The organism is Rhodococcus sp. D-6, assembly GCF_040256695.1.
Classification (GTDB): Bacteria; Actinomycetota; Actinomycetes; order Mycobacteriales; family Mycobacteriaceae; genus Rhodococcus; species Rhodococcus pyridinivorans.
Map to the genome: position 1 here is coordinate 2,800,977 of NZ_CP132970.1, position 18,219 is coordinate 2,819,195.

28 protein-coding genes are annotated in these 18,219 nt (G+C 66.6%); 4 read left to right on the plus strand and 24 right to left on the minus strand.

From position 1 onward, the window contains the following. Positions 1 to 130 precede the first annotated feature (130 nt). The 22 genes from rplO to RBB84_RS13345 all read right to left on the minus strand — a co-directional run bounded on the left by rplO (position 131) and on the right by RBB84_RS13345 (position 12,026). On the minus strand, positions 131 to 574 hold the full coding sequence (gene rplO, locus RBB84_RS13240) for a 50S ribosomal protein L15 (RefSeq protein WP_006554592.1): 444 nt from the start codon (positions 572 to 574) through the stop codon (positions 131 to 133). A gap of 2 nt (positions 575 to 576) precedes the next feature. Further along, positions 577 to 756 carry a 50S ribosomal protein L30 gene (gene rpmD / locus RBB84_RS13245; RefSeq protein ID WP_006554593.1) on the minus strand — a complete coding sequence of 60 codons (180 nt, stop codon included), beginning with the start codon at positions 754 to 756 and terminating at the stop codon, positions 577 to 579. After that, positions 756 to 1,403 (minus strand): 30S ribosomal protein S5, encoded by a 648-nt coding sequence (gene rpsE, locus RBB84_RS13250; protein WP_006554594.1) that lies wholly within the window; start codon positions 1,401 to 1,403, stop codon positions 756 to 758. Before rpsE ends, rpmD begins: the two co-directional genes overlap by 1 nt. A 31-nt stretch (positions 1,404 to 1,434) precedes the next feature. Beyond that, the gene (gene rplR, locus RBB84_RS13255; protein ID WP_006554595.1) at positions 1,435 to 1,842 is read right to left on the minus strand and encodes a 50S ribosomal protein L18; all 408 of its coding nucleotides are present in this window, start codon (positions 1,840 to 1,842) and stop codon (positions 1,435 to 1,437) included. Between the two features lie 2 nt (positions 1,843 to 1,844). Continuing rightward, positions 1,845 to 2,384, minus strand: a complete 540-nt coding sequence (rplF, locus tag RBB84_RS13260; protein ID WP_006554596.1) for a 50S ribosomal protein L6 — start codon at positions 2,382 to 2,384, stop codon at positions 1,845 to 1,847. Between the two features lie 15 nt (positions 2,385 to 2,399). Then, a complete protein-coding gene (gene rpsH / locus RBB84_RS13265; protein WP_006554597.1) occupies positions 2,400 to 2,798 on the minus strand; it encodes a 30S ribosomal protein S8 in 399 nt (132 codons plus the stop codon). A 173-nt stretch (positions 2,799 to 2,971) separates the two neighbouring features. Continuing rightward, positions 2,972 to 3,157: a type Z 30S ribosomal protein S14 gene (locus tag RBB84_RS13270; protein WP_006554598.1), complete on the minus strand. Its 186-nt coding sequence runs from the start codon at positions 3,155 to 3,157 to the stop codon at positions 2,972 to 2,974. A gap of 4 nt (positions 3,158 to 3,161) precedes the next feature. Further along, positions 3,162 to 3,728 carry a 50S ribosomal protein L5 gene (gene rplE, locus RBB84_RS13275; protein ID WP_006554599.1) on the minus strand — a complete coding sequence of 189 codons (567 nt, stop codon included), beginning with the start codon at positions 3,726 to 3,728 and terminating at the stop codon, positions 3,162 to 3,164. 1 nt (position 3,729) lies between these two features. Then, on the minus strand, positions 3,730 to 4,047 hold the full coding sequence (gene rplX / locus RBB84_RS13280; protein ID WP_006554600.1) for a 50S ribosomal protein L24: 318 nt from the start codon (positions 4,045 to 4,047) through the stop codon (positions 3,730 to 3,732). Further along, positions 4,047 to 4,415: a 50S ribosomal protein L14 gene (gene rplN, locus RBB84_RS13285; RefSeq protein WP_006554601.1), complete on the minus strand. Its 369-nt coding sequence runs from the start codon at positions 4,413 to 4,415 to the stop codon at positions 4,047 to 4,049. The genes rplX and rplN overlap by 1 nt, the downstream gene beginning before the upstream one ends. A gap of 333 nt (positions 4,416 to 4,748) precedes the next feature. Beyond that, entirely contained in the window at positions 4,749 to 5,033 is a 285-nt protein-coding gene (rpsQ, locus tag RBB84_RS13290) for a 30S ribosomal protein S17 (protein WP_024101619.1), read from the minus strand. Then, positions 5,030 to 5,266, minus strand: a complete 237-nt coding sequence (gene rpmC, locus RBB84_RS13295; RefSeq protein ID WP_006554603.1) for a 50S ribosomal protein L29 — start codon at positions 5,264 to 5,266, stop codon at positions 5,030 to 5,032. Before rpmC ends, rpsQ begins: the two co-directional genes overlap by 4 nt. Next, complete coding sequence (gene rplP, locus RBB84_RS13300; protein WP_006554604.1) at positions 5,266 to 5,682, minus strand: 50S ribosomal protein L16; 417 nt, start codon at positions 5,680 to 5,682, stop codon at positions 5,266 to 5,268. The genes rpmC and rplP overlap by 1 nt, the downstream gene beginning before the upstream one ends. Positions 5,683 to 5,686: 4 nt before the next feature. Further along, on the minus strand, positions 5,687 to 6,484 hold the full coding sequence (gene rpsC / locus RBB84_RS13305) for a 30S ribosomal protein S3 (RefSeq protein ID WP_006554605.1): 798 nt from the start codon (positions 6,482 to 6,484) through the stop codon (positions 5,687 to 5,689). Next, positions 6,484 to 6,876, minus strand: coding sequence for a 50S ribosomal protein L22 (rplV, locus tag RBB84_RS13310; RefSeq protein WP_006554606.1), 393 nt, complete (start codon positions 6,874 to 6,876; stop codon positions 6,484 to 6,486). The genes rpsC and rplV overlap by 1 nt, the downstream gene beginning before the upstream one ends. Continuing rightward, entirely contained in the window at positions 6,873 to 7,154 is a 282-nt protein-coding gene (gene rpsS / locus RBB84_RS13315) for a 30S ribosomal protein S19 (RefSeq protein WP_003938088.1), read from the minus strand. Before rpsS ends, rplV begins: the two co-directional genes overlap by 4 nt. Before the next feature lie 19 nt (positions 7,155 to 7,173). Then, positions 7,174 to 8,007: a 50S ribosomal protein L2 gene (gene rplB, locus RBB84_RS13320; protein WP_006554607.1), complete on the minus strand. Its 834-nt coding sequence runs from the start codon at positions 8,005 to 8,007 to the stop codon at positions 7,174 to 7,176. Between the two features lie 38 nt (positions 8,008 to 8,045). Then, on the minus strand, positions 8,046 to 8,351 hold the full coding sequence (gene rplW, locus RBB84_RS13325) for a 50S ribosomal protein L23 (protein WP_006554608.1): 306 nt from the start codon (positions 8,349 to 8,351) through the stop codon (positions 8,046 to 8,048). Beyond that, positions 8,348 to 9,031 (minus strand): 50S ribosomal protein L4, encoded by a 684-nt coding sequence (gene rplD / locus RBB84_RS13330; RefSeq protein ID WP_006554609.1) that lies wholly within the window; start codon positions 9,029 to 9,031, stop codon positions 8,348 to 8,350. Before rplD ends, rplW begins: the two co-directional genes overlap by 4 nt. Beyond that, complete coding sequence (rplC, locus tag RBB84_RS13335; protein WP_006554610.1) at positions 9,028 to 9,681, minus strand: 50S ribosomal protein L3; 654 nt, start codon at positions 9,679 to 9,681, stop codon at positions 9,028 to 9,030. The genes rplD and rplC overlap by 4 nt, the downstream gene beginning before the upstream one ends. A gap of 45 nt (positions 9,682 to 9,726) precedes the next feature. Beyond that, complete coding sequence (gene rpsJ / locus RBB84_RS13340; RefSeq protein ID WP_003938093.1) at positions 9,727 to 10,032, minus strand: 30S ribosomal protein S10; 306 nt, start codon at positions 10,030 to 10,032, stop codon at positions 9,727 to 9,729. A 485-nt stretch (positions 10,033 to 10,517) separates the two neighbouring features. Next, positions 10,518 to 12,026 (minus strand): amidase, encoded by a 1,509-nt coding sequence (locus tag RBB84_RS13345; protein ID WP_033096991.1) that lies wholly within the window; start codon positions 12,024 to 12,026, stop codon positions 10,518 to 10,520. Positions 12,027 to 12,335: 309 nt separating this feature from the next. Between RBB84_RS13345 and RBB84_RS13350 the strand changes: the two genes are divergently transcribed. From RBB84_RS13350 to RBB84_RS13365, 4 genes are all read left to right on the plus strand, one after another. Further along, on the plus strand, positions 12,336 to 12,455 hold the full coding sequence (locus RBB84_RS13350; RefSeq protein ID WP_033096990.1) for a hypothetical protein: 120 nt from the start codon (positions 12,336 to 12,338) through the stop codon (positions 12,453 to 12,455). 151 nt (positions 12,456 to 12,606) lie between these two features. After that, the gene (locus tag RBB84_RS13355) at positions 12,607 to 13,662 is read left to right on the plus strand and encodes a daunorubicin resistance protein DrrA family ABC transporter ATP-binding protein (protein ID WP_033096989.1); all 1,056 of its coding nucleotides are present in this window, start codon (positions 12,607 to 12,609) and stop codon (positions 13,660 to 13,662) included. Next, positions 13,659 to 14,525 carry an ABC transporter permease gene (locus RBB84_RS13360; protein ID WP_033096988.1) on the plus strand — a complete coding sequence of 289 codons (867 nt, stop codon included), beginning with the start codon at positions 13,659 to 13,661 and terminating at the stop codon, positions 14,523 to 14,525. The genes RBB84_RS13355 and RBB84_RS13360 overlap by 4 nt, the downstream gene beginning before the upstream one ends. A gap of 4 nt (positions 14,526 to 14,529) precedes the next feature. Then, positions 14,530 to 15,411, plus strand: coding sequence for an ABC transporter permease (locus RBB84_RS13365; RefSeq protein ID WP_033096987.1), 882 nt, complete (start codon positions 14,530 to 14,532; stop codon positions 15,409 to 15,411). A gap of 92 nt (positions 15,412 to 15,503) precedes the next feature. On the opposite strand, the gene RBB84_RS13370 is transcribed toward RBB84_RS13365, so the two are convergent. Then, entirely contained in the window at positions 15,504 to 16,703 is a 1,200-nt protein-coding gene (locus RBB84_RS13370) for an IS30 family transposase (protein ID WP_197481795.1), read from the minus strand. 453 nt (positions 16,704 to 17,156) lie between these two features. Continuing rightward, positions 17,157 to 18,218, minus strand: a complete 1,062-nt coding sequence (locus tag RBB84_RS13375) for an alpha/beta hydrolase family protein (RefSeq protein ID WP_033097162.1) — start codon at positions 18,216 to 18,218, stop codon at positions 17,157 to 17,159. Position 18,219 lies beyond the last annotated feature (1 nt).

Below are 18,219 nucleotides of genomic sequence, written 5' to 3' on the forward strand. Positions count from 1 at the left end.
CGTAGCCCGGTAGCCTATGTCACCGCTGCGAACGCAGCTTGGGACACCGGTGCGAACGCGCGAACGGCCGCGGTGCAGGTATCTGCACCGCGGCCGTTCGACAGCCGTGACTCACACGCGAAAGTACAGGTCAGGCCTGGACGGTCGCGCTGCCACCGGCTGCAGCGATCTTCTCCTGAGCGGAGGCCGAGAACTTGTCGGCGGTGACCTGCACGGCCACCGTCAGCTCGCCTTCGCCGAGGACCTTGACGAGCTGGTTCTTGCGAACCAGACCCTTCGCCACGAGGTCCGCGACACCGATCTGTCCACCCTCGGGGAACACGCGAGCGATGTCCCCGACGTTGACGATCTGGTACTCGGTACGGAATGCGTTCTTGAAGCCCTTGAGCTTCGGCAGACGCATGTGGATGGGCATCTGGCCACCCTCGAAGGCCGGCGACACGTTCTTGCGTGCCTTCGTGCCCTTCGTACCGCGGCCGGCGGTCTTGCCCTTCGAACCCTCACCGCGTCCGACGCGGGTCTTGTCCGTCTTCGCACCCGGAGCCGGGCGCAGGTGATGCAGCTTGATGGTCATTCTCAGACCTCCTCAACGGTGACGAGGTGACGCACCACGTTGATGAGGCCACGATTCTGCGCATTGTCCTCGCGGACGACGGACTGGCGGATCTTCCGCAGACCGAGGGTCCGGAGGCTGTCGCGCTGATTCGACTTGGCCCCGATGGTGCTCTTGATCTGGGTGATCTTCAGCTCTGCCATTACTTCACGCTCCCAGCAGCCTGTGCACGTGCGCGCAGCATGCCGGCGGGGGCAACTTCCTCGAGGGTGAGGCCACGGCGAGCCGCGACTTCCTCGGGACGCTGCAGACCCTTGAGGGCCGCAACCGTCGCGTGCACCACATTGATGGCGTTGTCGGAGCCGAGCGACTTCGACAGGATGTCGTGGACACCCGCACACTCCAACACCGCGCGCACAGCGCCACCGGCGATGACACCGGTACCGGGGGAAGCCGGACGCAGCAGGACGACACCGGCTGCAGCCTCTCCCTGGACGGGGTGGGTGATGGTTCCGCCGATGAGCGGGACGCGGAAGAAGTTCTTGCGAGCTTCCTCGACACCCTTCTGGATGGCCGCGGGAACTTCCTTGGCCTTGCCGTAGCCGACGCCGACCAGGCCGTTGCCGTCGCCCACGATCACCAGAGCGGTGAAGCTGAAGCGACGACCGCCCTTGACGACCTTCGACACACGGTTGATCGAGACGACACGCTCGATGTAGTTCGACTTCTCGGCAGCGTTGCCGCCGCGCGAGTCGCGGTCGCGGCGGTCGCGACCGCCACGGTTGTCACCGCTGTTGGGGTTCTGTCCGGCGGGGCCGTTGCCGCCGTCACGCCGCTGACGTCCCGGCATCAGGCGTTCCTTCCGTTCGAGAAAATGGTCATCAGAACTTCAACCCGCTTTCGCGAGCCGCGTCCGCGAGGGCCGCGATGCGTCCGCTGTAGGTGTGGCCACCGCGGTCGAAGACCACGGCTTCCACGCCGGCAGCCTTCGCGCGCTCGGCGATCAACTGACCGACCTTCGCGCCGCGAGCCTTCTTGTCGCCCTCGAGAGCGCGCACATCGGGTTCGATGGACGACGCTGCGGCGAGAGTGGTGCCCGTCAGGTCGTCGACCAGCTGCACGTGCAGGTGGCGCGAGGACCGGTTGACGACGAGGCGGGGACGCTCGGCGGTGCCGGAGATCTTCTTGCGGAGGCGGAAGTGACGACGCGTCTTCGAAAGGCGACGCGTGGTGGAGGCGTCCTTGCCGCGCGGGATGCGCTTGGCCTTCTGGTTCTCGGTCTGGCTCATGATCACTTACCCGTCTTTCCGACCTTGCGACGGACCTGTTCACCCTCGTAGCGGATGCCCTTGCCCTTGTAGGGGTCGGACTTGCGCAGCCGGCGGATGTTGGCCGCGATCTGGCCGACCTTCTGCTTGTCGATGCCCGAGATCGAGAAGCGCGTGGGGTTCTCGACGGCGAACGTGATGCCCTCGGGCGCCTCGATCAGCACGGGGTGGCTGTAGCCGAGCGAGAACTCGAGGTCCTTGCCCTTGAGGGCCACGCGGTAGCCGACGCCGTGGATCTCCATCTTGGTGGTGTAACCCTCGGTGACACCGACGATGAGGTTCTGCACGAGCGTCCGCGACAGGCCGTGCAGCGCGCGGCTGCGACGCTCGTCGTTCGGGCGCGTGACGTTGATTGCCCCGTCCTCACCCTTGGCGACGGCGATCGGCTCGGCGATCGTCAGGGACAGGTTGCCCTTGGGGCCCTTGACTGCAACATCCTGGCCGTCGATGGTGATCTCGACGCCCGAAGGAACTGCAACGGGGAGTTTTCCGATTCGCGACATTGTGGTGGCCTCCCTTTACCAGACGTAGGCGAGGACTTCCCCGCCCACTCCCTGCTTGGCCGCCTGGCGATCGGTGAGCAGGCCGGAGGACGTGGAGATGATCGCCACGCCGAGGCCGCCCAGGACCTTGGGCAGGTTGGTGGATTTCGCGTACACGCGCAGGCCGGGCTTCGACACGCGGCGCACGCCGGCAAGGCTGCGCTCACGGGAAGGTCCGTACTTGAGGTCGACGATGAGGGTCTTGCCCACCTCGGCGTCCTCGGTGCGGTAGTCGGAGATGTAGCCCTCGCGCTTGAGGATCTCGGCGATGTTCACCTTGATCTTCGAGGACGGGAGCTTGACCTCGTCGTGGTACGCCGTGTTGGCGTTACGCAGACGCGTCAAGAAGTCTGCGATGGGGTCGGTCATGGTCATGGCTGACCTGTTCACCTTTCTCGATGCGGTTCCCATGCAACGCCGGAACATGCCGGCCGTGGGCCTACATCGAAACTCGGTTTCGATAGCGGATTCGTCGACGGATCGGCGACGAACCCATGACAGCGTGACAGTGGGCGGAGAACTTCTCGGTCCTCCGCCCACCGCTCACGTCACCAGGAGCTCTTGTGAACTCCCGGAAGTTCTCCGCGGTGTGCCATCTCGCGAAGGCAGATGCGGCAGAGTCCGAACTTGCGGAAGACCGAGTGCGGGCGCCCGCAGCGCTGGCAGCGGGTGTAGGCGCGCACCGCGAACTTCGGCTTCTTGTTGGCCTTGTTGACCAGTGCCTTCTTAGCCATGGGCTCAGTTCTCCTTGAACGGGAAGCCGAGGTGCTTGAGCAGGGCACGGCCTTCTTCGTTGTTGGTAGCGGTGGTCACGACAGTGATGTCCATGCCGCGCGGGCGATCGATCTTGTCCACGTCGATCTCGTGGAACATCGACTGCTCGTTCAGGCCGAACGTGTAGTTGCCGTTGCCGTCGAACTGGTTGCCGTTGAGGCCGCGGAAGTCCCGGATACGGGGAAGCGCGATGGACACGAGACGGTCCAGGAACTCCCACATGCGGTCGCCGCGCAGCGTGACGCGCGCACCGATCGGCATGCCCTCGCGCAGCTTGAACTGTGCGATGGACTTGCGGGCCTTACGGATCTCCGGCTTCTGACCGGTGATGAGCGCGAGGTCGTTGACGGCTCCGTTGATGAGCTTCGCGTCGCGGGCGGCGTCGCCGACACCCATGTTGACGACGACCTTCACGACGCCGGGGATCTGCATGACGTTCGCGTAGTCGAACTCCGCGTTCAGCGCGTCCTTGATCTCGGCGCGGTAGCGGGCCTTCAGGCGCGGCTGGGTCTTGTTCTCGGTGGAAGTCATGTCAGAGGTCCTTCCCGTTCTTCCGGGAAATCCGAACGCGCTTGCCGGTTTCCTCATCGGTGCGGTAGCCCACGCGGGTGGGGTTTCCGTCCGAGTCGACGACCGCAACGTTGGAAACGTGGATCGGGGCCTCCTGCGTCACGATGCCGCCGGAGGAGGCGCCACGCTCGTTCGCAGAGACGGCGGTGTGCTTCTTGATACGGTTCACGCCCTCGACGAGGACCTTGCCGGTCGCCGGGTAGGCCGCGATGACCTTGCCCTTGGCACCCTTGTCCTTGCCCGAGATGACGAGCACGGTGTCACCCTTGTGCACCTTCATCACAGCACCTCCGGAGCGAGCGAGACGATCTTCATGAACCGCTTGTCGCGGAGCTCGCGACCGACGGGTCCGAAGATGCGGGTGCCGCGAGGATCGTTGTCGCCCTTGATGATGACGGCAGCGTTCTCGTCGAACTTGATGTAGGAACCGTCCGGACGGCGGCGCTCCTTGGCGGTGCGCACGATCACGGCCTTGACGACATCGCCACGCTTGACGTTGCCGCCGGGGATCGCGTCCTTGACGGTGGCGACGATGACGTCACCGATTCCGGCGTAGCGACGGGACGAGCCACCGAGAACGCGGATGCAGAGGATCTCCTTGGCACCCGTGTTGTCGGCGACGCGCAGTCGCGACTCCTGCTGGATCACTTACTTCTCCTTGACCTGGATTGGTGTGTACGTCAGATTTCCGACCTGGACGTACGCGGTCGTCGGTTGCCTGCGGCGCACGCGCGAATCACACACGGGTCCCGTAAGCAACCCGTCCAGAGTAGGCCATATACCGTACGCAGGGCAAATTCGCGAATTGTGATGTCACTCCCCACCCCGGAACCGGGCGTGTCGCAGCGACGTCCACCGCTCCCCCACGCGAGGGCTGCACCTACTACCCGACACCTACTACCCGACGCACAGCACCCCACCGCCCGCGGTGCGGGTGGTGGGGTGCTGCATGTTCTCGGTCCTGTCGAGGACGAGGAGGCCTTACTTGGCCTTCTCGAGCACCTCGACCAGACGCCAGCGCTTCGACGCGGACAGCGGACGGGTCTCCATCAGCTGCACGCGGTCGCCGATGCCGGCCAGACCGTTCTCGTCGTGCGCCTTCACCTTGGTCGTACGGCGGATGATCTTGCCGTACAGCGGGTGCTTCACCCGGTCCTCGAGCTCGACGACGATGGTCTTCTCCATCTTGTCCGAGACGACGTAACCGATGCGGACCTTACGGCTCGCGCGCTGTTCCTGGTTGCTCACTGCCTTTTCCTCACTCATGCCACGTCACCCGCATTCGGGCCGGTGGCCAGTCCGAGCTCGCGCTCGCGCAGCACCGTGTAGATACGGGCGATCTCGTTGCGCACCACGCGGAGCCGACGGTTGTTGTCCAGCTGGCCGGTGGCCATCTGGAAGCGGAGGTTGAACAGCTCTTCCTTGGCTTCGCGGAGCTTGTCGGTCAGCTCTTCGTCGCTCAGCTCGCGGAGTTCCGCGGCGGGGGTACCGGTAGCCATCAGAACTGCTCCTCCCTCGTCACGATGCGGCACTTGCAGGGGAGCTTGTGCATCGCGCGACGCAGAGCCTCGCGCGCAATCTCCTCGTTGGGGTAGCTCATCTCGAACAGCACGCGACCGGGCTTGACGTTCGCGACCCACCACTCCGGCGAACCCTTACCGGAACCCATGCGGGTCTCGGCAGGCTTCTTGGTGAGGGGGCGATCCGGGAAGATGTTGATCCAGATCTTGCCGCCACGCTTGATGTGCCGGGTCATGGCGATACGAGCGGACTCGATCTGCCGGTTGGTGATGTAGGCCGGCTCGAGAGCCTGGATGCCGTAGTCACCGAAGGCCACCTGGGTTCCGCCCTTGGCGGCACCCGTACGGCTCGGATGGTGCTGCTTGCGGTGTTTGACCCGCCGGGGGATCAACATTGCGTCAGCCCTCCTTGTTCTCGGTCGAGGCAGGAGCGTCGCTCGATGCGGCGCGGCCGGCCTCGGTGCTCGTCGCGGTGGTGCCCGACGCGCCGGAACGACGCGGGCGGCTCGGACGCTCACGACGCGGCCGGTCGGCGGGAGCAGCTGCAGCAGCAGCGAGCTCACGACGGCCACCGACGATGTCGCCCTTGTAGATCCAGACCTTCACGCCGATGCGGCCGAAGGTGGTCCGTGCCTCGTAGAGGCCGTAATCGATGTCCGCGCGCAGCGTGTGCAGCGGGACGCGACCTTCGCGGTAGAACTCCGAACGCGACATCTCGGCGCCACCGAGGCGGCCCGAGCACTGCACGCGGATGCCCTTGACGTTCGGCTGACGCATGGCCGACTGGATGGCCTTGCGCATCGCACGACGGAAGGCGACACGGTTCGAGAGCTGCTCGGCGACGCCCTGCGCCACGAGCTGAGCCTCGGACTCCGAGTTCTTGACCTCGAGGATGTTCAGCTGGACCTGCTTACCGGTCAGCTTCTCGAGCTCGGCGCGGATGCGATCGGCCTCGGCGCCGCGGCGTCCGATGACGATCCCGGGACGAGCGGTGTGGATGTCCACACGCACACGGTCGCGGGTGCGCTCGATCTCGACCTTCGCGATGCCGGCGCGCTCGAGGCCGGAGGCCAGGAACTTGCGGATCGCGACATCTTCCTTGACGTAGTCCGCGTACTGCTTGTCCGCGTACCAACGAGACTTCCAGTCAGTGGTGACGCCCAGACGGAAGCCGTGCGGGTTGATCTTCTGGCCCACTACTGAGCTCCCTTCCGGCGGTTACGAGTCGAGGCCGACCCGACGCTTTCCACGATCACGGTGATGTGGCTCGACCGCTTGCGGATGCGGAACGCACGGCCCTGGGCACGCGGCTGGAACCGCTTCAGGGTCGCACCCTCGTCCACGTACGCAGTCGCGACGACGAGCGTGCTGGGGTCGAGGTTGTAGTTGTTCTGCGCGTTCGCAGCGGCCGACGCGATCACCTTGGCGACCGGCTCGGCCGCGGCCTGCGGCGCGAACTTGAGGATGGCCAGGGCCTCCTCGACGGACTTACCGCGAACGATGTCGACGACGCGGCGCGCCTTCATCGGGGTCACGCGCACGTGGCGCGCAACAGCCCGAGCGCTGTTGGTGGTGGTTTCAGTGCTCATCGACGCTTGCTCTTCCGGTCGTCCTTGATGTGGCCCTTGAACGTACGGGTCGGCGCGAACTCACCGAGCTTGTGACCGACCATGGACTCCGAGACGAACACCGGCACGTGCTTGCGTCCATCGTGGACAGCGAACGTATGACCGATGAAGTCGGGCAGAATCGTGGAACGGCGCGACCAGGTCTTGATGACCTGCTTGGTGCCCTTCTCGTTCTGCGTGTCCACCTTCGCCAGGAGGTGGTCGTCGACGAACGGGCCCTTCTTGAGGCTGCGTGGCATTCTCTAACTCCCTCCTTGACTAGCGCTTCTTGCCGGTACGGCGACGACGGACGATGAGCTTGTCGGACGCCTTGTTCTTGCGGGTGCGGCCCTCGGGCTTGCCCCACGGGCTGACCGGGTGGCGACCACCCGAGGTCTTGCCCTCGCCACCACCGTGCGGGTGGTCGACCGGGTTCATCACGACACCACGGACGGTCGGGCGCTTGCCCTTCCAGCGCATACGGCCGGCCTTGCCCCAGTTGATGTTCGACTGCTCGGCGTTGCCGACCTCGCCGACGGTGGCGCGGCAGCGCACGTCGACGCGACGGATCTCGCCGGAGGGCATACGCAGCGTGGCGTAGGTGCCTTCCTTACCGAGGAGCTGGATGCTCGCACCGGCGGAGCGGGCCATCTTGGCGCCGCCACCCGGACGCAGCTCGACCGCGTGGATGGTCGTACCCGTCGGGATGTTGCGCAGCGGCAGGTTGTTGCCGGGCTTGATGTCGGCGTTGGGGCCCGACTCGACGGGAGCACCCTGCACGAGGCCCTTGGGGGCGATGATGTAGCGCTTCTCGCCGTCCACGTAGTGGAGCAGCGCGATGCGCGCGGTGCGGTTGGGGTCGTACTCGATGTGAGCGACCTTGGCCGGCACGCCGTCCTTGTCGTTGCGACGGAAATCGATCAGGCGGTAGGCGCGCTTGTGTCCGCCACCCTTGTGACGGGTGGTGATGCGGCCGTGCGCGTTACGTCCACCGCGACCGTGCAGCGGGCGGATCAGCGACTTCTCGGGCGTCGACCGAGTGATCTCGGCGAAGTCCGACACGCTGGCGCCACGGCGGCCCGGCGTAGTCGGCTTGTACTTACGGATTGCCATGAGTCTTCTCGTCCTCTATCTCTCGAGAGTTCCGATCGCTAGGCGACCGGGCCTCCGAAGATCTCGATGGGCTTGCTGTCGGCCGTGAGGGTCACGAGCGCGCGCTTGGTGTTCTTGCGCTTGCCGTAACCGAACCGGGTCCGCTTGCGCTTGCCCTGACGGTTGGCGGTGTTGACGCTGCTCACCTTGACGCCGAAGACCTTCTCGACGGCAATCTTGATCTGCGTCTTGTTCGAGTCCGGGTGGACCAGGAAGGTGTAGGTGCCTTCTTCCATCAGCCCGTAGGACTTCTCGGAGACGACGGGAGCCAGCAGGATGTCGCGAGGATCGGCGATCGTGCTCACTTGCTCTCCTCCTTCACTTCCTGGCCGGACTCGGCCGGCCCGTGGATGAACGTGTTGAGCGCCTCGACGCTGAACACGACGTCATCGCTGTAGAGCACGTCGTAGGTGTTCAGCTGATCCGGCGCGAGCGCGTGGACGTTGGGAAGGTTCTGAACCGACTTCCACGCCGCCACGTCTTCACGGCCGACGACGAGCAGGACCTTCTTGCGGTCGCTGATCTCGCCCAGGAACGTGCGAGCACTCTTCGTCGACGGGGTCTGACCCGCGACGAGTTCGGTGATCACGTGGATGCGCTCGTTGCGCGCCCGGTCGGAGAGGGCTCCGCGCAGGGCGGCGGCCTTCATCTTCTTGGGGGTGCGCTGGCTGTAGTCGCGCGGCTGCGGGCCGTGGACGGTGCCACCGCCGGCGAACTGCGGCGCACGGGTCGAGCCCTGACGTGCGCGGCCGGTGCCCTTCTGGCGGTACGGCTTCTTGCCACCGCCGCGGACCTCGCCGCGGGTCTTGGTGGCGTGCGTTCCCTGGCGGGCCGCGGCGAGCTGCGCGGTGACGACCTGGTGCAGCAGCGCGATGTTCGCGGGAGCGTCGAAGATCTCGGCGGGGAGATCGACGGAGCCGGAGGTCTGGCCACCGGGGGCCTTGACGTCCAGGGTCAGCTTGGTTGCGGTCTCGGTGCTGGTCATGCCCGTGCACCACCCTTCACTGCGGTCTTGACGATCACGAGGCCGCCCTTGCGACCCGGGATCGCGCCCTTGATCAGCAGCAGACCGTTCTCGGCGTCCACCTTGTGGACCGAGAGGTTCTGCGTCGTGATGCGGTCGGAGCCCATACGGCCGGACATGCGCGTGCCCTTGAACACGCGGCCCGGGGTGGCGCAACCACCGATGGAGCCCGGACGACGGTGCACGGCCTGCGTACCGTGCGACGCACCCTGGCCGGCGAAGCCGTGACGCTTCATGGTGCCGGCGAAGCCCTTGCCCTTCGAGGTGCCGGTGACGTCGACGTAGGCGCCGTCCTCGAACACCTCGGCGGTGAGTTCCTGGCCGACCTCGTACTCGGAGGCGTCCTCGATCCGGAGCTCGACCAGGTGACGGCGCGGCGTGACGCCGGCCTTCTCGAACTGGCCGCGAACCGGCTTGTTGACCTTGCGCGGCGCGATGGCACCGTAGGCGAGCTGCACGGCGTTGTAGCCGTCGCGCTCCTCGGTGCGGATCTGCGTGACCACGTTCGGTCCGGCCTTGACGACGGTGACCGGGACAACCCGGTTGTTCTCGTCGAAGACCTGGGTCATGCCGAGCTTGGTGCCCAGGATTCCCTTGATCTGGTTAGTCATGTGTTGTCTCCGCTGCGTCTTTCACAAGCTCGCTGTAATCGAATGTCACTGAATGTTGACGTCGACACTCGCCGGGAGATCGATGCGCATGAGCGCGTCGACGGTCTTCGGCGTCGGGTCGAGGATGTCGATGAGCCGCTTGTGCGTCCGCATCTCGAAGTGCTCGCGCGAGTCCTTGTACTTGTGCGGCGAGCGGATGACGCAGTACACGTTCTTTTCAGTGGGCAACGGCACCGGGCCGACCACGCGGGCACCCGTACGGGTCACCGTCTCGACGATCTTGCGCGCAGATGCGTCGATCGCCTCGTGGTCATAGGCCTTGAGCCTGATGCGGATCTTCTGTCCCGCCACGCTTAGTGTCCTTTTCTTGCCGCGTTTCGTGATCCCCGGCGGAGCCGGAAACCACCTCGTCTGCACAGTTCCCCGGGGAACGGCGACCGAGAACAGCGCTCGAAACACAGTGCGAGCCGGACGTATCCGATCCGCTTGCCGCTGTTCATCTGTCATTGTTCTCCGGCCCACGCGGTCGGGCGTGTCGGCCCGCCGCTCATTCCCCGGCGTCGATGCTCGAAGGCTTCGACACCGCAAGGAACGGAACCGGCTGCGCTCCACAGGAGCACACAGGGGTACTGCTTCCGTCTTGCATGTGGCCGCGACCAGGCCGTGAGGCTCGATCCGCGACTGTCACGTCTTTCCCGATCCGAGCCGCAAAACATCCATGGCCCGGTCAAGGCAACCCGACCAGTATGCAGGAGCACGGCCGAGAGTTCAACTCACGACGGTGCGTGATGTACACCTCGGCGATACGCCGTGCGGTCGGATCCGCGTGGTCGAACCTAGCCGATGGGGTTCATCGGCAGGGTCCGAACCGGAGCGGCCGCCCCGATCGTATTCGTCGGGTCGGGACCGGGGCCCGGCTGCACCTGCGCGACCTCGGGGACCCGTGCGCCGGCGGCGACGAGCTGCGGCTCGTCGCGCCAGATCGGCAGTGCCTCCTGCAGTTCGAGCCCGATGCCGATGAGACGTTCGTCCTGCCACGGCCGCGCACCGAGCTGCACACCGACCGGCATCCCCGTCGCGGCGGAGTACCCGGCGGGCAGGGTCACCACGGGGGCACCGGAGTAGTTCGCCCATCGCACGGGGCCCGTCACTCCGGCCGTGACACTGATGCCGAGGAACTCCTGGCGTCGTGCGCCGTCGACGGAGGCGCCGGGCAGCATGATCGCGTCGAGATCCTGGTCGACGAACATCCGGTTGTAGTCGCTCTGGTACCGCAGACGGTCGCGCTCGAAGGTGAGGTAGTCGCCCACCGGCACGGCCAGCGAGGCCACCGCCGTGCCCGCGGCCACCGCGTTCTCGGGGCGATACAGGCCGAGCCGGTCGGTGAACTGCTGGTGGTAGGCACCCATCTCGACCTGGTCGCCGGTCGCGAGGGATTCCGGCAGGGACGGCATCGTCACCGGGACCGTGACCGCACCGAGCGATTCCGCCACCCGTGCCGCGTCGTCGACGACGCGCTGCACCGCCTCGGGGGGTGCGGGATTCGTGTTCACGGGCAGTCCGATCCGCACGCCGGCGAGGGGACTCGCTCCCCCGGCGGCCGTCACCGGATAACCGCCCTCGGGAACGTCGGGGCCGAGTGCCGTGATCGGGTCGGCCGGATCCGCGCCCGCGAGCACGGTCATCATCAGGGACGCGTCGGCGACGCTGCGGCCCATCGGACCCACGTGGTCGCGGGTCCAGGTCAGCGGGATCATGCCGTGCGAGGTGATGCGCCCGTAGGTCGGCTTGATCGACGAGACACCGCAGGCGCTCGCCGGGAACCGGACCGAACCGCCGGTGTCGCTACCGATCGCGAGGGGCGCGAACCGCGCGGCGAGCACGGCCGCGCTGCCGCCGGACGATCCGCCGGGCGACATCTCGGTGTTCCACGGATTGCCCACCTGAGGGGTGGCGACACCGATCGCGAACTCGTCGGTGTGCGCGTGCCCCATGAGCACCGCACCGGCGTCCTCGAGTCGACGCCACACACCCGAGTGCCCGGCCGCGATGTTGCCCTCGAGGACGCGACTCGACGCGGTGAGCGGAAGCCCGGACACCGCGAAGATGTCCTTGAGAGCGATCGGGAGCCCGCACACGAGCGGCGCCGGGGTCCGATCGCGGCGCGCACGGGCGAGGCGCTCCCCCGCCGCCTCGGCCGCCGCGTAGGCCACTTCGGGGTAGAGCCGGATCCACGCACCGATCGCTCCGTCGTACGAGCGCGTGCGGTCCAGACAGGCATCGAGCAGTTCGCGCGGGTGCAGTTCGCCGGCGTGCAGCAGCGCTGCCGCCTCGGCCGCACTCATCCTCGCGGGATCGGTGACGGTGTCGGGTGGAGGAAGCCTGCGTGGCGGAGCCGCACGACCGCTCCCCGCGGTCGCACCCCACGCGAACAATCCGCCGGCGGCCCCTCCCAGTAACCGTCGGCGTGATACTCCGGTGCTCACCCGCCAACCAAACCATCCAGTGCGTTGCGAGCCAGGTTAGGGCACGGTAGGTGTGCCACATGTCACCTCCGGCTGTGATGCTACCGAGACCGTGAAGTGACAAGGCGGATCATGTACTAGGAGAAGGCGCGCAGCTGGGGGACGGATGCGGTCGCCTCGCACGAGCGGTTGCTGCAGGCGCTGCGCACCGGTGACGTCGAGGCCGCCGGACGCGAGACGCGCGAACACTTCACCGACGGGGCCCACCGACTCGTCGAACACCTCGAAGATCTCGGCGTCTGGTCCTGACCGACCGGCGTGAACACCCCGAGGGGAAGGGACGTCGGCGCCGACGCGCATGTCCGTCCACCCCTCCCGGGATCGTGCGCACCGGTACGATTCCGACGGTGACGGACCGACCCGTCCCCGACGGGGACCGAGATCTACGGCGGGGTGTGATGTGAGCGATCACGACCAGGCAGTTCTCGTGGAGGACGTCCACAAGTCGTTCGGCGACGTCCACGCACTCGACGGGATCAGCTTCTCTGCACCGCCGGGCCGTGTCCTCGGCATCCTCGGCCCCAACGGCGCCGGCAAGACCACGATGGTCAAGGTGCTGTCGACACTGTTGCGTCCCACCTCGGGTCGCGCCGTGGTCGCCGGGCACGATGTGGTCGCCGACGCCGCAGCGGTCCGGCGGTCGATCATGATGACCGGCCAGTTCGCCGCGCTCGACGACACCCTCACCGGCCGGGAGAACCTGATCCTGTTCGGCCGCCTGATGGGTCTGGACAAGAAGTCGGCCACCCGGCGCGCCGACGATCTGCTCCGGGAGTTCGATCTCGTCGACGCCGGTCGCCGCCCCGTGAAGGGTTATTCCGGCGGTATGCGCCGACGGGTCGACATCGCGTGCGGCCTCGTGGTCCGTCCCAAGGTGGTCTTCCTCGACGAGCCGACCACCGGTCTCGACCCGCGCAGCCGGCAGGGCGTGTGGTCGCTGGTGGGGGCGCTCAAGGACCAGGGCATCACGGTGCTCCTGACGACGCAGTACCTCGAAGAGGCCGACGTGCTGAGCGACAACATCATCGTCATCGACAAGGGCACCGTGATCGCGGAAGGCACCGCGAACCAGCTGAAGTCCTCCGCGGGTGGCACCCACTGCGAGATCGTTCCGGCCGACCCGCGGGCGATACCCGAGATCCTGCACGCCCTGAACGGTCTTCTCCCCCAGGACGTCCTGGTGGGTACGGTCCCCGACACGGATCGGGTGTCCGTCCCGGCACCGGACGGCGCCGCGACCCTCACCGAGGTGCTGCGGCGCATCGAACCCCTGGGCATCGAACTCGCCGACATCGGTCTGCGACGTCCCTCGCTCGACGACGTCTTCCTCCGCCTCACCGGGCACTCCGCTTCCGACGGCGGCGGTCCGACGGACGGTGGCCCTACGAACGGCGGCCCGACAGCGCCGCCCGAGGCGGAACGAGCGGTGCCTGCGCCGGCAGGTGAGCGGCCGTGACGGCCCGCACCGACGAGACGGTCCGCGGGACGGAAGCCTCCACGGTCTCGTTCACCGACTCCTCGTCCACCCTTCCCGCACGTCGGGGAGGTGTCCACCGCCGGATCACGCCGTCGGGCGTCGAGCAGTGGTGGGTGCTGACGCTCCGGTCGTTGCGCACGATGGCGCGGTACGGCGAGTTGGTCCTCGCGGTCCTGGCACCGTTCGTCTTCGGTCTCGGCTTCTATCTGCCGCTCAAGTTCGTGATGCAGTTGCAGGGCATCGACTACGCGCAGTTCCTGATGCCCATCATCGTGTTGCAGTCGATGGCGTTCACCGCCATCTCCGCGGCGCAGCTGGCAGCGCAGGAGGGCACGACCGGTGTGACCTCGCGTCTGCAGACGATGCCCGTCGCCCCGGCGGCGCCCCTGGCGTCACGGATGACGGCGAGCATGGTGCGGTCGGTCATCTCCTTGGCCGCGGCGATCGGATTCGGTTATCTCATCGGTTTCCGTTTCTCCGCCGGGCCCGGGCAGGCAGCGTTGTTCTGCGCGACCGCACTGATCATCAGCCTGTTGTTGTGCCTGGGCGCCGACGCGATCGGATGTCTGTCCCGGAGCCCCGAGGCCACAGCGCAGGCGCTGACCCTGCCGCAGCTGATCCTCGGGATGCTCTCGTGCGGTTTCGTGCCCGAGGAGGGATTCCCGGAGTGGATCAGACCGTTCGTCCGCAACCAGCCGATCTCACAGTTCTCCTTCGCGATGCGCGACATGGCCCAGGACGGCGTGACCTGGGAGGTCTTCCGGCCGAGCCTGTTCTGGATGATCGGGCTGGCCGTGATCTGCATCCCGGGCGCCGTGTGGGCCGCGACGAGGCGGGAGTGAGTCGATGAGCAAGACCGTCGAGACACAGCGGGCACGGGCCCGATCGCGGGAGCGGGCAGGGACTCCGGGTCGCGCCTTCGCCTATCCCGAACCGGATCGCGTCCGCAGCGAGAGTTCCCTCGGCGCACTGTGGGAGCACAGCCGCCTGCAGTGCGGTCGCCTGCTGCTCCGCTGGGCCCGCGATCCGGCCACGATGATCCAGGCGCTCATCTATCCGGCGCTCACCCTGGTGATGTTCCGCATCGTGCTCGGCGACAGCATCACCGCCGCGACCGGCTATTCGTCGATCTTCGGCACCGTGCCCATGATCGTGCTCGTCGGCGCGATGTTCGGCTCGGTCGTCAGCGCGGTGGGGCTGCGCACCGAACGCGATTCCGGCCTGCTGAGCCGGTTCCACACGCTGCCCGTCCACCGCTCGTCCGGTCTGGTGGGGCGGTTGATGGCGGAGATGGTGCGCGTGTTCGTCACCTCTCTCGTGATCTTCGGCGCCGGCATGGCGTTGGGTTTCCGGTTCACGCAGGGCATCGGCCCCACCCTGCTCAGCCTCGTGGTCCCACTGATCTTCGGTCTCGGATTCGCGATGATGGTGACGGCTCTGGCGACCCTGCCGGGACGCACTCCCCTCGTCGAGACCGTCTCGATCCTGTGCACGCTGCTCATGTTCTTCAACTCGGGGTTCGTGCCGGTCATGGCGTATCCGAGCTGGCTGCAACCCGTGGTGGCGAACCAGCCGATGTCCTGCGCGATCGACACCATGCGCTCGCTCGCGATGGGCGGTCCGATCGCGGAACCGTTCCTGAAGACGGTCCTGTGGTCGGCCGGGATGGTGGCGATCTTCGTCCTCCCCGCCGTCGTCGGATATCGGCGCTCGGCCGAACAGAATTGATCCGAGCGTCACCCGTCGAGCCGACTCGACCACACGAATGGGGAAGGCCCCTCTCCGCTGGGCGGTTTCAAGGGGTCGACGCAACACCGCTGTTAGTTGGTGGGGATTAGATCACGCAGACGCTCGGCTGGAGTATCCCAGCCGAGCGTTTTGCGTGGCCGGCCGTTGAGTTCCTGGGCGACGTGCTCGAGGTCCGCCGGGCTGTAGACACTCAGATCGGTGCCCTTGGGGAAATACTGCCGCAGCAGTCCGTTGGTGTTCTCGTTGGTGCCGCGTTGCCAGGGGCTGGCCGGGTCACAGAAGTACACGGCCATATCGGCGGCGATACCGAACTGTTTGTGCCGGGCCATCTCGGCGCCCTGATCCCAGGTCAGCGAGCCACGAAGATGCGCGGGCAGGTCTTTCATCGCGGCGATGAGCGCGTCCCGCACGGATTCGGCGTCGTGCCCGTTCGGCAGGTGCAGCAACATCGTGTAACGGGTGGTGCGTTCGACGAGGGTGCCGATCGCGGTCTTGTTCAGCTCACCGGTGATCAAATCGCCCTCCCAGTGTCCGGGCACCGCACGGTCGGCGACCTCGGCGGGCCGGTCACTGATCATCACCATCGGATCGGTGAATCGCTGATACCGCTGACCGTCCGCGCGGTGCGGTTTACGTCTCGCCCGTCCGGTCCGAAGTGCCTGTTGCACGTGCTTTTTGAGCCCACCTCGAGCTTGGAAGTAGAGGGCTTGATAGATCGTTTCGTGGCTCACCCGCATACTTTCGTCGTCGGGATGATCCCGGCGCAGACGGTGCGAGATCTGCTCCGGCGACAACTTCCGGGACAGGCCTTCCTCGACCGCTGCCCGCAGGACCGTGTTCACCACCAGTTTGGACTGCTTGGGCCGCGCCCGGGCGGCAGCGGCGGCTCGATCGGCCTGATACGGCAGGTACCTGCCCTCGATGCTGTGCCGACGAACCTCCCGCGAGACGGTCGAGACGTTCTTGCCGATCCGAGCGGCGATGGCCCGCAACGAATCCTCGACGAGCAGGCCGTCGGCGATCGCGATCCGGTCCTCGGTCGACAGATACCGGTCGCTGATCGCCGGCCGTCCGCTGTCATCGCAGGTCACTCTGGTCGCACTGGTCACAGACTGTGTGTAGACGGTTCCGTGGTGGTAATCCACGACCCGCCCATCGGGGTGAATCCGCTTGCTGTTCGAACGCCGGATCCCCTGCCGCCAGTCCCGTGCGGTGCGTTCGTTGACCCCGACCTCACGGGCTGCTCGTCTGGCCGACCACCCGGCTGCGATCAACTCCAGACAACGACGCTTGGCTTCGGGTTTGCCCTTCGGCGAGATCTTCCCTGTGCGGACCAGTCCCTCGTCGACCAGGATCCGGCGGGCCACCGAATGCGCCACCTTCGAGGCCTTCGCCGCCCGGGTGATCGAACCGGTCTCGTTGTAGACAGACACGATCAGCGCAGGGTCGGCGGTGCCGGCCCGGCCACGGGATCTACCCGCCGGCCGGCCGATCGCCCTCAAAATCGCGTAACACCGCTGTCGGGGCAGCCCGAATGCGGCCGCGGCCTCCTTGACCGGAATCCCGGCATCGATCAGTCGTGCCAGTTGGTCACCGAACCGGTCGCAGTCCTCCGTAAACGACATGATCGTCGCAACCTCTCGTTGAGAGTGTTGCGACGATCATGTGAACCCCCCTGGCGAAGAGGGGCCTTCTCACACCTGGTCGCGACGGACCGGCCGGACTTACGAAGTCAGACCGAGTGCCTTCTCGAGGACGGGCCACGAATCCTTGAGGTCGTCCTGCCAGTAACCCCACGAGTGGGTGCCGGAGTCGCGGAAGTTGTAGGTGGCGGGGATGCCCAGCTGGTCGAGGCGGCCACGGAGGTTGTGCGTGCAGTAGTTGGTCGCAGCCTCGATGACACCGCCGACGATGATCTGGTTGGCGAGCACGTCGACCTCACCGTCGATTTCGGGGCCGGCCAGGGTGTCGTAACGTCCGGGCAGGCCGGTGCCGTTGGAGATGTACAGATCGAGTCCGCGCAGCTCCTCGGCGTGCACGTAGGGATCGTTCTCGACCCAGGCCGGATCGTCGAGCTCGCCCCACATGTTGCGGGTGTCGCCGCCACCCCAGGTCTCGACGACGAGCTTGACGAACTGCTGACCGATCGGGTCGGAGGTCTGCGCGCACCCGCTGTAGGCCGCGACGCCCTGGTACAGGCCGGGAGCAGCGATGGGCAGCTGCAGGACGGACGTACCCGAGGACGACAGACCGGCGATCGCGTTGACGCCGTTGGTGCCGAGCGCGGCGTCGATCAGCGGCGGGACCTCCTTCGTAAGGAAGGTCTCCCACTTGTTGACGCCGAGCTCCGGGTCCTCGTTCTTCCAGTCGGTGTAGTAGCTCCACTTTCCGCCGACCGGCGAGACGACGTTGACGTTCTTGTCCTTGAAGAACTCGATCGCGTCGGTACGGAAACGCCAGGTGGCACTGTCCTCGCCGCCGCCGGCGCCGTTGAGGAGGTACAGCGTCGGGCGCGGCTCGCTCGTGTCGGCCGGACGCCAGACGTCGAGCAGGATCTCCTTGTCCATTGAAGCGGAGTACACGTAGACCAGCAGCTGCTGGTCATCGTACTTCTCGATACGAGTGATCTTCGAACCGTTTTCACTGGTTACCGACTGGAGCGGTTGCTGGCTCTCTACCACCGGGTCCGCCGGCTGTGCGATTGCCGGAGCGAACGACAACGCCGCCGAAAAAACTGCGCATGCCGCGCCAACGGTCAATACACGAAGTCGTCCGGATCCTCGCATC